Source organism: Cardiobacterium valvarum, assembly GCF_900460955.1.
Classification (GTDB): Bacteria; Pseudomonadota; Gammaproteobacteria; order Cardiobacteriales; family Cardiobacteriaceae; genus Cardiobacterium; species Cardiobacterium valvarum.
Window position 1 is genome coordinate 2,719,873 of the sequence record NZ_UFUW01000001.1, and the last position, 11,991, is coordinate 2,731,863.

Genomic DNA, 11,991 nt, shown 5'->3' on the forward strand with positions numbered 1-11,991 from the left:
ATGCCGGTTCAGCGGTTGCTGGCTATCACGATATAGCAGCCTTCATGCGCATCCAGATGTACCGGGGTGCCGGGGGTGAGGTAGGCCGCTTCGCCGCCGCGCAGTTCGAGGCTGTGCTCGCCGGCAGTAACGCGCAGGCGTCCTTCCAGGTTGAGCAGGATGGTCGCCTCGGGGTTGGCGAGCGGCAGGTTCATGCCGTCGGGCAGGCGGACGGTGGTCAGGGTGTAATCGTCCACCGGCGCCGGGTAGGCGTGGGGCGCGTGTTCGTGGGACGCGGGCGGTGCGAGGATGGCAGGGTTGACCGGATTGGCATCAACGATGCGCAGCAATTCGCCGATGTCGATGTGTTTCGGGGTCAGTCCGGCGCGCAGGACGTTGTTGGAGGCGGCCATCAGTTCGATGTTCTGCCCGCGCAGATAGGCGTGCGGCAGGCGTGCGCGCTGGAAGATGCCCTCGCCTGCTTTCATGTGGACGATGTTAAAAAGATAGAAGGAGAGCAGGCCGGGGTCGGGGCGGGCGGGATCGATGTGCATGGCGCGCGTGGCGTAGTGCAGCCAGTAGTCAGGGTCGGTGGAGACGTCTTGCGGCGCGGGGCGGGTAAAGAGCGGATTGAGCCAGGCGGCAAGTGCCGCCGGGGTTGCCTGCATGATGCGGGTGTAGGCGTCGAGCAGGCCATGCGCGCTGATGAGTGCCGCCAGCGGGGCGAGACTGGGGCGGCTGTCGATGCGGCGGTAGATGGTGTCGAGCGGTGCGAAACCGTGCAGCAACCAGAAGTCGCCGAGGGCGATCATGCTTTCCGGTTTGTGGTTGTCGTCGGGGTAGTTGCGCGTCGCGGCATCGCGGGTGATGCCCGCCGCTTCTTCGCGCGCGTAACCCGCTTCGGCCTGCGCCTTGTCAGGGTGAAGCTGGATGGAGAGCGGCAGGCGCACATCGAGGATTTTCAGCAGAAACGGCAGGCGGTTGCCGAAGCGCTGCCGCGATTGGGCGCTAAGGGCACGCGCGGGGTTTTCGGCAATCCAGGTGTCCAGCGGCAGCAGGCGGCCATCCGCTTCGATGGTGGACGGCGCCTGCGGGTGGTCGCCAAACCACAGTTCGGCGGCGGGCTGGTCGCCGGGTTCGCGCCGCAGCAGTTGCGGGATGTAGTCGTGGCCGCCCCAGGCGTAGGGCTGGATGGTGCCGTGCAAACGGTAAAGCATGGGGGTTCTCCGTGTGTGGGTGTGCCGCCATGCTACCCCTTTTGCGGCGCTACGTCTCGCCGCCGTCAGGCCTCGTTTTCCCCGGCGGCGGGCGGCGCGGCGCGGTTAAAGAGGTGTTGCAGCGCTTCTTCGCCGGTGAAGAAGGCGGCGGCAGCTTCCAAATCTTCGATGCGGGCGACAGGAAGGACGACGGGTTGGCCGTTTTGCAGGGTAAGGACGAGCACGCCGTCTTCGGAGAGTTGCATGGCGGCGATGGCGTCGTAAGGCCAGTAGCGGCCGCCGGCGGTGAAACCGTCTTTTTTCAGGCGCCATTTCGGGTAACGCAGGCCGTGGATGAGGACGAGCAGGAAGAAGCCGCCGAGGGCGAGGCTGTTCACGGTGTGGCGCACGCTGATTTCGTGGTACAGCCCGGCAGCGACGATGAGGTTGAGGAAGACGGCGTCGGCGAGGCGGCGGCGCAGGCGCACGGCGACTTGTGTTTTGCCGAAGCGTTTCGCCTGAATGTGGCTGTCGTAGATAAGGAAAGCGGCGTAGGCGAGGTCAATGAGGCAGAGGGCAAGGGTGGTGAACATGGAGGGCTCCGTAAGCGGCGTGGCGGCATCTTATAGCGGAGCTGTGACAAGAAGAAGGTTTTTTACACCAGCCCCCTGCGGACCCGACAAAAACCTCTCCCTAGCGGCTTGACGGACCCGGTATTGACGCCGCTTGGCGGGCGTAGGGCGGGCTTCAGCCCGCCGGGCAGGCGCAGCCTGCTTTTTGCGTTTCGGGCAAAGGCAACCACCAAGCGGGGAAACCGCGCGTTTTTTTGATTTTGAGACGTTGCAGGCAACGTCTCTACGAAACCCGGTAACCACGCCGCTTGACGAGGCCAGGTTTCATCGGAAGCGGCATAAAAAAAGCGGGCCGCAGCCCGCTGTTGTCATTCTGGCGGCTCAGGCGTCCTGCAATTTCTTCCAGTCATGCACGATCACGCCGCGCTGATCCCAAACCAGGACGTGTTCCTGCTCAAGCTGTTTGAGCAGGCGCGACAGGGTTTCGGCACGGATGGCAAGGTATTCGGCGAGGTCTTTTTTGTTGATGTCGAGCGTGCAGAGTGCGCCGTTCTTGCGTTCGCCCCGCATATGTTCGCGCAGGTAGTGCAGGAGGCGGGTACGGGCATCAAAGACGCTCAACATTTCTATCTGCGAGCTCAGGGATTGCACGTATTCGGCCAACGCCCCCATGATGGCGAAGCACAATTCGTTGTTTTTCGAGAGGATTTCGCGGAATTCGCGGTTGTTGATAACCAGCAGCTCGGTGTCTTCGGTGGCGATGGCGTTGGCGGGGTAGGTGTCGTGACGCATGAACATCAGCGCCTCGCCGAAGCTCTGGCCGCGACTGAACAGTTTAACGGTTTTTTCTTTGCCGTCAGGGGCGGAGAAGTAGAGGCGGACGGTGCCGGAGATGACGAAGAAGAAGTCGGTGGTGGCCTGGTTGCGGGTGAAGATCATGCTGCCCGCGTGGTAATAGCGGCGGTTTTTGCGCTGGGTCAGGCGTTGCCGGTCCGCGGCGGAGAGGGGGGCGAAGAGGTAGTGTTTGTCGATGATTCCGGTCATGACGGTACCTGCGGGTTGGGATTCCTTGACAATTATAATCCGTACCGCTTCGGTCACCAATTTGCCGGACGGCAGCGGCCTGCCCTACGGTTTGAGGCGTACCAAGCGGCGTAAATCCTTGGGCTTTAGCGTAGGGTGAGCCTTGACCCACCCTGACACCAATAACAGAAGATGTACGGCGGGCTAAAGCCCGCCCTACGGTTTGAGGTGCACCAAGCGGCGTCATTGCTGGACTCGCCTAGCGGCGTAAATCCTTGGGCTTTAGCGTAGGGTGAGCCTTGGCCCACCCTGACACCAATAACAGAAGATGTACGGCGGGCTAAAGCCCGCCCTACGGTTTGGGGTGCACCAAGCGGCGTCATTGCTGGACTCGCCTAGCAGCGTAAATCCTTGGGCTTTAGCGTAGGGTGAGCCTTGACCCACCCTGACTCCAATAACAGATGTACGGCGGGCTAAAGCCCGCCCTACGGTTTGAGGCGCGCCAAGCGGCGTCATTGCTGAGCCCGCCCAGCGGGATAGATCCTGAATCCGCTTGGCGGGCCGGGGCTTTTTAGTCCGCTGAGGGGGTCAGGCCGTCGAATTTGGGGGCCTTGTCCTGTTTGTCGTTCACGATGACCCAGCCGAGGATGTTGTCGGCGGTTTTCAGCAGCAGGCGGTTTTCGTGGCAACGGTTGTTGCTCGCGCGCGCGTCCGCCGGGCAGTTGTATTGGCCGTCGGCGAGGAGCAGGGTGACGCTGTCGCCGGGAGCGAGGGTCGCCACGCGTTTGCCGTCCGCATCATGCAGCTCAAGCGGGGCGTCCTGGCTTTGCCCGAGGCCCCGGTAGGTGCTGGCAAGGTCGAGGGCGTAGTAGGGCTGTGTTTCTTCTTGCAGGGTACCGCCGTTGAGTTGCCATTTTTGCCGTTTGCGGTAGTGGCCGGGGCCGTCGTTGGCGGTGTAGAGGTAGCCGTTGCCGGGGAGGTAGTAGGTGGTGGCGTGCAGGGCCGGCAGGGTTTCTTTTTCCCAGCCGTCTGCGGCCTGCGCCAGGTAGCAGTAGGGGCTGTCGCTTGGTTCGTTCAGGCAGAGGATGTGGTAGCGCGGTCCGCCGGTTTTGAGGCGGGTGTCGAGCAGGTGGCGGTAGTGGCTGTTTTTTTCGGCTCCCGCCGGAGGGGTGCCTTTGTTCAGCACGCCGTTTGGGTCGCGGTGGTAGTCGTCCTGCATGGTGCTGCCAAGGTTAGCCAGGTAGTGCAGGGTGTAGCGCGCTTCGCTGTCGGGGATGGGCTGTTCTTGTGTGGCGAGGGTGGGGAAGTCGTCGTTTTTGCTGCTTTCGCTGACAAGTGCCCAGCCGGTGAGGCCGAAGTGGTTTTTGACGAGGTAGTGACCAGCGCCGTCTGCCAGCAGCACGGTGATTTTGCCGCCGCGCGGGATGACGGCGACGGTTGCGCCGCCGCCGGGGTCGAGGGTGAGTATCAGCGGTGCGGTGGTGGTGGTTTCAGTGCCGAGGTAGGCGAGGGCGCCATCTGCGCTAGCGGGCAGGTCGGCGGCAAGCGGCAGGGGTTTGCTGGTGGCAGCCGGTTGGGTTTTGGCGGGTGGTGGTGTGCTGTTGTCGGTTTTTTGCACCGGAGTGGGCGCAGGGGCGGTGTTTTCGGTGACGGGAGCGGCGGGTTCGCTGCTGGCACGGATGGTGACAGCGGGCGGGATGTTTTTGTTGTCTTTCGCCGCTGGCGCTGCCGCGCTCTGGCCGCTCTCTCCTGCGCTGGCCGGTTTTTTCACCGCAGCGGCAAAGGAGGGCAGTTTCCAGGCGTTACCAGGGAAGCCCCGGCACAGGTTGCTTTCGCTACGGTAGCTGTACGCGAAGGTTTTGCCGTTCCAGGTGTAGCGGCTGTTGACGACGCAATCGCCTTCTTCGCTTGCGCGGGCAAAGGCGGTGATGACGCCGTCTTTGTAGGCGATGGGCCCGGCGCCGCTGTCGCGGCCGTTGTCATCCGGGATGTCGGAAATTGGCACGATATTGAGGACGCGGTTTTGTTCGGCGTTAAGTACGGCGTAGTAGTTGTTACGGTTGTAGGCGCCCTGCCAGCAGGCGGTTTCGGCGAGGGTGTGTTTGTTATCGAGCGGGTAGAGGGTGATGGGTTGCTGGCTTTCGCGCAGGACGTTGCAGCCGGCGTCGGCTTTGCTGAGGAGCAGGGCGCGCAGGGCGAGGTAGTCCGGGTCGGTGGGGGTGACGGTGCGGCCGGGGTCGCTGGCGACGGCGGCCGCCTGGATGACGGGATGGTTTTTCGCCTGGCGCACGGGGGCGTTGCTGTCGCCGCGTTTGACCAGGGCGGACGGGGTGCCGGTGCGCTGCTGGTATTCGTCCATTTTCAGCAGGGTAGCAGTCGCGCCTGCGCCGGACAGCGCCCAGGTGTTGCCGTCGGCAGTGAAGGTGATGTTGCCGGTGTGGATGACGGCGTCAAGCACGGCGGCGGTTTGCGTCGGGTCGAGATCGGCGTAGGTGGCGTGGCCGCTTTTTTTCAGGGTGAGGGTGCCGAGGCTCGTGCCATCGAGGAAGAGTTCGCCGCTGCTGGGCAAGGCGGGCTTGTCTTTCCAGAGGTGGTAGGTGATGGCGAGGCGGGCGCTGACGGCGGCATCGGCGCCCGTTTCGCGGGTAATGCGGATGGAGATGGGGCGCTTGTCATCGGCTTTCTGGTAGCCGGCGGCGCGGCAGGTGCCGTTGTTTTCGCAGACGAGTTGCCAGTCTTTGTGTTCGAAACGGCCATCGTCGGCGGCGGTGAGGGCGACGAGCGGGGCAGCCGCAAGCAGGGTGAGGATTTGGCGTGACATTTTGTGGCTCCGGTGTGGCTTTCCACGGATTATACGGGTCTGTCTTACCGTTTTCTGTCTATTGTTTCAGGTTTTTTCAGGGGGCGGGCTTTGCGGGCGGCGCCACTGGTGCGTGGCGATGAGCACCGCGAAGTACAGGCCGCCGGCGATGCTGATGATGGCCGGACTGAGCGGCAGGTCGGCGGTCCAGGCCAGTACCGTGCCGAGGGTGGTCGAGAGGGCGGCGAGGGCGGCGGCGAGGGCGGCGCTTTGTTCCGGGGTTTTGGCGAGGCGGTTGGCGGTGTTGGCCGGGATGATGAGCAGGGCGATGACGAGCAGCAGGCCGAAGTACTGCACGGTGGTGCCGATAAAGAGGCCGATGAGCAGCAGGAAGGCGAGGTCGTAGTGGCGCGCGCGCGGGTGTTCGGTGCGGGCGATGGCCGGGCTGATGGTCATGAGGATGAGCGGTTGCCACAGACGGTAGAGCAGGGCACCGCCGATGAGGGCGACGATGGTGATGTTGGCGAGGTCGCCCGCGCCGGTGGCGAGGATGTCGCCGAAAAGGTAGTTGATAAGGTCGGTGCGGATGTTTTCCATGGTCGAAAGCAAGACCATGCCGAGGGCGAGGGCGATGTGCGACAGGCTGCCGAGGATGTTGCTGGGGTTTTCCCGCCCGTCTTTTTCGATGAGGTAGAGCAGGGCGACGAGCAGCAGGGTGATGCTCCAGATGCCGACGACCGGCGGCAGGCCGCTTTTCAGGGCCAGCGCAATGCCGAGCAGGGAGGCGTGCGACAGGGCTTCGCCGAAGTAAACGAGGCGGCGCCAGGCGATAAGCGCGCCGATGGGGGCGGCGATGATGCCGGTGATGAGGGCGCAGAGCCAGGGGATGAGGATGAGGTTTAGGATCATGACAGGTCAGGCCTCAAAAGGGTCAAAGGTTTCGCCGCGCCGGGCAAAGGGGGCGTAGGTAGCGATGAGCTGTGCTTCTTCGTCGTCCGTGGTCTGGCGATAGACAGCGTATGCGCCGCCGCGTCCGTAGTGGATGGGGATGAAGTCGCGCGCGTAGATGGCGTGCAGGTTGTCGTAGTGGGCGGGTTTGAGGTAGGGGCGGTGGCTTTCCAGTTGGGCGTAGAGTTTGGCGCGATAGGTGGCGTCGTCAGCGTTTTCGTCGCCCCAGGTGCGATTGGCTTGCAGCAGCATGATGTAGATGAAGTCGTGCAGGTCGGCGGCGAGCAGCCGGCTGTTGTCGTCGTGGTAGATACAGGCGATGCAGGGTTCTGCGGCGGCATCATCGAGGTAGGCGAAGGCGTAGGCATCACCCGCGCCACTTTGGCCGAAGGCGATGAAGCGGTGGCGGTAGGCGGGTTTGAGGGTGAAGCAGAGGTCGTCGTCGATTTCCGGCGGCAGTTGGTCGGCGGCGGGGATTTCGAAGTCGTTGCCGATGAGGAGCAGCGGCGGGTGGGCGAGCAGGCGCGGGTAGGTGGTTTTGTACCAGTCCGGCGCGCCTGTCCCCCAGTCGAGCATGCCGTCGGCGGCAAGGCGATGGTAAAGTGCGGGCAGACGGCGACCGGTGAGGGCTTCCATATGGGCGATATAGGCAGGGTAATTCATAGGTGGCTGTGGTCGTGGTGGTGGGTGTAAACGCCAATGGCTTCGGGGTGGCGGGCGTCGTCGCCGAGGAGGTGCAGGAATTCGGGGTTGCCGATGATGCTTTCCGGGCTACCGTGGCAGCAGATGTGGCGGTTCAGGCAGAGGATATGGTCGCTCGCCGCCATGACGAGGTGCAGGTCGTGGCTGACCATGAGGATGGCGGTGCGGTGCGTGCGCTGCCAGTCGCGGATGGTCTGGTAGTAGTCGCCGAGGGCGATGGGGTCGATGCCTGCCGCCGGTTCGTCCAGCACGATGAGGTCGGGGTGGCGCAGCATGGCGCGGGCGAGCAGCAGGCGCTGGGTTTCGCCGCCGGAGAGGGTTTGCAGCGGGGTGTCGAGCAGGCGGGCGATGTTGAGGCGGGTGAGCAGTTCACTTTGCGCTGCCTGCGGGATGTCGCGCAGGAAGCGGCGCGCGGTCACGGGCAGATCAGGCGGCGGATGGAATTTTTGCGGCACGAAGCCGGTTTTGAGCGGTTTTCTGCGGTAGATGCTGCCCGCTGTCGGCGCGAGGTGGCCAAGAATGAGGGCGAGCAGGGTGCTTTTGCCGGCGCCGTTCGGGCCGACGATGGTGAGAATCCGGTTGCGGCGGATGGTGAGGGTGATGTCATGTAGAATGCTGCGCCCACCCGCGTGGTAGGCGACGTCGCGCAGTTCGATGAGGAGTTGGTCGGTCATGGATGGTGTGTTTTTTTGTGGTTCGGGGCAGGGTTATATGTTATCGGGTTTGCACGGGGTAAGCGCTATCTTTGCGGGGCGGGGTTTTGCTTTTTGCCGGCGCGCAGGGTGGATGCCGGATTTTAAGGAAAATCCCTCGCCCGCTTGCGGGAGGCGGGATGGTCTGCGGCTTTCTAAAAGATTTTTTCTCTGTGAGATGTGTAGGCACCTATGACTAAGCAGGACAACCACGCGCTTTTCAGGGATCGCCAATGACCGCTATGCGTAAGGTCAGCGTTGCCGTGCCGCGCCCGCTGGCCGGATGTTTTGATTATCTCTGCGCCGGCCCGGTGACGGTCGGGGCGCGGGTGCGGGTGCCTTTCGGGCGGGACCGCGTCATCGGCGTGGTGCTGGCGGTGGCGGATGTGGATGGTGCCAGCGGTCTGAAAACGGTCGAGGCGGTGCTGGACAGCGCGCCACTGCTCGATGCCGCGCAACTCGCCCTGTTGCGCTTCGCCGCCCGCTATTACCAGCACCCCATCGGCGAGGTCGTGCAGGCGGCGTTACCCGTGCCGCTGCGCGAAGGTCGGCCTGTCCTGCGGCAACTGCCGCGCCGTTGGCGGCTGACGGAGGCGGGCGTGGCGGCGCAAGCGGGACGCCTCGGCGCGAAACAGGCAGCGGCGTTGACGTATCTCGCGGCGCATGGCGAGGCGGATGAAGCGGCATTGCGCGAGGCCTGCCCTGCCTCGCCCGCCTGGTTGATGGACTTGCAGCGGCGCGGCTGGCTCGCCTGTCACGAGAGCTGGCGCGGCGTGGCGGCGGAAGCCGTTGCCGCCCCAACCTTGAACGACGCGCAAGCGACGGCGCTCGCCGCCCTGCCGCTGGCAGGGCACAGCGTGACCCTGCTCGACGGCGTTACGGGTTCAGGCAAAACCGAAGTCTATCTGCGCTGGATTGAGCGCCTGAGCACGGACGGCGGGCAGGTGCTGCTGCTTGTGCCGGAAATCGGCCTGGTGCAGGCGCTCGCGGCGCGGCTGGCGGCACGGCTTGCCGGACAGGTCGCCGTATCCCATTCCGCGCTGGCCGATGGCGCGCGCCTTGACAACTGGCTGGCAGTGCGCGCAGGCGAGGCGCAAGTGCTGGTCGGCACACGTTCGGCGGTGTTCGCGCCCTTTGCCGATCTGCGCGGCATCATCATTGACGAAGAACACGACGGCGCTTACAAACAGCAGGACGGTTTCCGTTACCACGCCCGCGACCTCGCCGTAGTACGGGCGCGGCAGGCGGGCGTGCCGCTCCTGCTCGGCTCGGCGACGCCGTCGCTGGAAACCCTGCAACATGCCTGGGCGGGTGCCTGGCAACACCTGCGCCTGCCCGTGCGGGCGGCAACAGCGGCGATGCCCGCCGTGCGCATTCTCGATATGCGCGGTGCGGAAGCGAGCGGCGGGCTTGCCCACGAATTGATGCGCGCCATGCGGCAAACGCTGGCAGCAGGTGGGCAGGTGATGCTGTTCTTGAACCGCCGGGGCTACGCGCCGCTCCTGCGCTGCGATGCCTGTGGCTGGTGCAGCGAATGCCCCGCCTGCGACGCGATGACGACCGTGCACACTGCCAGCCGCCAGCTGCAATGCCACCACTGCGGCCGCGCCCAGCCCATGCCGCTGCATTGCCCTGCCTGCGGCAGCAGCGACGGCTTGCAGATGATCGGCCTCGGCACCCAGCGCCTTGAACAGACTGTAGCGCGGCAATTCCCGCAGGCGCGCGTATTGCGCATCGACAGCGACGCCTTCACCACCAGCCGCCAGTTTGAGGCCGCCGTGGCACAAGTACATGCGGGCGCAGTAGACATCATCCTCGGCACACAGTGGCTGTCCAAAGGCCACCACTTCCCCAACCTGCACCTTGTCGCCATCGTTGATGCCGACCAGGCGCTGTTCAGCGTGGACTATCGCGGCGAAGAACGGCTTGCGCAATTACTCGTGCAAGTGGGTGGCAGGGCAGGGCGGGAAATGGAGAGCGCGGGACAGGTGTGGGTGCAGACGCGGCAGCCGCAGCATCCCGTATTCGGCGTCCTCACCGCGCCATATGAAACGACCGCGCGCCGCCTCGACAGCGAACGCCACACCGCCGGCCTGCCGCCGCACAGCGCGCAAGTATCGCTGCTCGCCCGCCACCGCGACGCCGCCCGCGTCATGCAGGCACTCGCCTTCACCCGCGACGGCGCACAAGCGGCGGGGATTGGCCGGGACTGGCAATGGTTCGGCCCCGCGCCCGCCGTCATGCCGCGCAAGGACGGTCAGCAACGCGCGCAACTGCTGGTGCAGGCGGCGGATAAAAACAGTCTGCAACGCGAACTGCCGCAACTGGTGGCGTGGTTGCAGGCGCAAGCGAAGGCGTTTCGGGTGCGGTGCGCGGTGGATGTTGACCCGCTGTGGCTGGAATAGGCGGGAGGCCGGGATTTATCCCGCTTGGCGGGCCCAGTGTTGACGCCGCTTGGCGGGCCCAGTGTTTTCGCCGCTTGGTGGGCCCAGTATTGACGCCGCTTGGCGGGCCTAGCGTTTTCGTCGCATCGCGATTTATCCAACCCTTTCCTGCCAGAAGGGTGGTACGACGACCCTTACTCCGCCCTGCCGTCCACTGGAAACCCCAACCGAAGGCGCGGTTCATGTCGCGGTGGCCGGGAAAATAGCGGTTGATGCGTTCGACGCGGATGCTGCCGCCGTCGTTAATCAGACGGGCGATGGCGCACATGCCGTGGCGCGGGTTGCCGTCGGTGAGGCAGGTTTCGATTTCCTGCCCCTGCACATGGAGGGTGACGATGCCGTCAGTAACGTTCCGGTTCGGCACGCCGTCGTAGATGAAGGCGAAGACGAGGACTTCGGCGATATCCGACCAGTGCGAACCGTTGATGTGCTGCCATTCGCCGTCAATGACCGCGCCGGTACGGTCGTCGCCGCTCAGGCGTACATACGGCGGGCGGTCGAAGCTGCCGAAGCGGTTGCCAAGCGCCTGCACGCAGTCGCGGCGCCGTTTTGCAGGCGGATGAAAGCGCCGAGGTCGAGGTCAATCCCCTTGTTTTTATTGAAAAGGCCGCTGTGGAAGCCGCTTTTTTGGGCGTAATGGACAAATTTCATGCTAAGAATCGCCGTAGCCCTTACGCTGCAAGGCTTTACGCGAGGTCAAAACCTTTGAACACAAAAAATGCTTTTTCTGCGGCTCAAAACAGGTCAAGAAAAACGGGCATCGTGACAACGGGAAACAGCAATACCATTGCGGCTCCTGCAAGCGCCAATTCATAGGGGGCCAACGCCTTAATCCCAACACCCTTTGGCAGCGCTACAGCGAAGGCAAGCAAAGCGCCGCACAGCTTGCCGCGCAGTACGGATGCAGCATCAAAACGATCCGTCGCCACCTCATCAAAGCCGCTACACAGGCCGAATGCGCGCTGCCACAGGCACCCGTGAACCTCATCATGGACACCACCTATTTCGGCCGAAAATGGGGCGTCATGGTCCTCTACGACGCTTGCAGCAAGCGCGCCTTGATGGTCGTGGCAGTTGAGCGGGAAACCAACGCGCTCTACACGCAGGCGGTCGCGGCGTTGCGAGAAAAAGGCATTGAGATACAAAGCATTATCTGCGATGGCAAAAGCGGCTTGCTGGATTCGTTCCTGGGTATACCCGTAGATGTGCCAATTTCACCAAATAAAAATCATCGTGCGCCACCTGAGCAGAAAGCCTAAAAGCCGGGCGGCACAGGCGCTGCGGGCCCTGTCATTGACCCTGACGGAGACCACTCAGGCGGCGTTTGAAGCGGCGCTCAAGCGCTGGTACGAGCAGTACGCCGCCTTCCTGAACGAACGCAGCGTGAACGAGAAAACAGGCCGCTCACACTACACACATAAGCGCCTGCGCACCGCCTACAACAGCCTGAAACGGCATCTGCCATGGTTGTTTACCTGCGAGCGTTTTCCCGACCTGGGTATCCCGAATACGACCAATTTGCTGGAAGGGAAATTCAGCGAAATGAAGCAGCTTTTGCAGTGTCATCGGGGCTTGAAAAAAGAGAGTAAGTTGCGGTTTATAAAAGATTATTTCAGCAAAAAATAGAGGGAAGAG

General features: G+C 63.7%; 8 protein-coding genes and 2 pseudogenes. 2 read left to right on the forward strand and 8 right to left on the reverse strand.

Features of this window, described 5'->3' with window-relative positions:
* Positions 1-8: 8 nt before the first annotated feature.
* The 7 genes from manA to DY250_RS13390 all read right to left on the reverse strand — a co-directional run bounded on the left by manA (position 9) and on the right by DY250_RS13390 (position 7,894).
* Positions 9-1,196, reverse strand: coding sequence for a mannose-6-phosphate isomerase, class I (gene manA / locus DY250_RS13360; protein WP_115612699.1), 1,188 nt, complete (start codon positions 1,194-1,196; stop codon positions 9-11).
* A 65-nt stretch (positions 1,197-1,261) separates the two neighbouring features.
* Complete coding sequence (locus tag DY250_RS13365) at positions 1,262-1,768, reverse strand: DUF986 family protein (RefSeq protein WP_115612700.1); 507 nt, start codon at positions 1,766-1,768, stop codon at positions 1,262-1,264.
* Positions 1,769-2,128: 360 nt separating this feature from the next.
* On the reverse strand, positions 2,129-2,791 hold the full coding sequence (locus DY250_RS13370) for a Crp/Fnr family transcriptional regulator (protein ID WP_006985839.1): 663 nt from the start codon (positions 2,789-2,791) through the stop codon (positions 2,129-2,131).
* A gap of 550 nt (positions 2,792-3,341) precedes the next feature.
* On the reverse strand, positions 3,342-5,591 hold the full coding sequence (locus DY250_RS13375) for a DUF1176 domain-containing protein (RefSeq protein WP_115612701.1): 2,250 nt from the start codon (positions 5,589-5,591) through the stop codon (positions 3,342-3,344).
* A 66-nt stretch (positions 5,592-5,657) separates the two neighbouring features.
* On the reverse strand, positions 5,658-6,479 hold the full coding sequence (locus DY250_RS13380; RefSeq protein WP_115612702.1) for a metal ABC transporter permease: 822 nt from the start codon (positions 6,477-6,479) through the stop codon (positions 5,658-5,660).
* Positions 6,480-6,485: 6 nt separating this feature from the next.
* Positions 6,486-7,181, reverse strand: a complete 696-nt coding sequence (locus DY250_RS13385; RefSeq protein ID WP_115612703.1) for a 1,3-beta-glucan synthase regulator — start codon at positions 7,179-7,181, stop codon at positions 6,486-6,488.
* Positions 7,178-7,894, reverse strand: coding sequence for an ATP-binding cassette domain-containing protein (locus tag DY250_RS13390; protein WP_115612704.1), 717 nt, complete (start codon positions 7,892-7,894; stop codon positions 7,178-7,180). The genes DY250_RS13385 and DY250_RS13390 overlap by 4 nt, the downstream gene beginning before the upstream one ends.
* A gap of 251 nt (positions 7,895-8,145) precedes the next feature.
* Here DY250_RS13390 and DY250_RS13395 point away from each other — a divergent pair, with 251 nt between their 5' ends.
* Positions 8,146-10,317, forward strand: coding sequence for a primosomal protein N' (locus tag DY250_RS13395; RefSeq protein WP_115612705.1), 2,172 nt, complete (start codon positions 8,146-8,148; stop codon positions 10,315-10,317).
* Between the two features lie 181 nt (positions 10,318-10,498).
* Here the strand turns inward: DY250_RS13395 and DY250_RS15000 are convergent.
* Positions 10,499-10,989: pseudogene (locus DY250_RS15000) on the reverse strand (tellurium resistance protein TerA); the annotation flags it as partial.
* A 125-nt stretch (positions 10,990-11,114) separates the two neighbouring features.
* Here DY250_RS15000 and DY250_RS15180 point away from each other — a divergent pair.
* Positions 11,115-11,982, forward strand: a pseudogene (locus tag DY250_RS15180) (IS256 family transposase, variant Zn-binding type); the annotation flags it as partial.
* Positions 11,983-11,991: the final 9 nt, after the last annotated feature.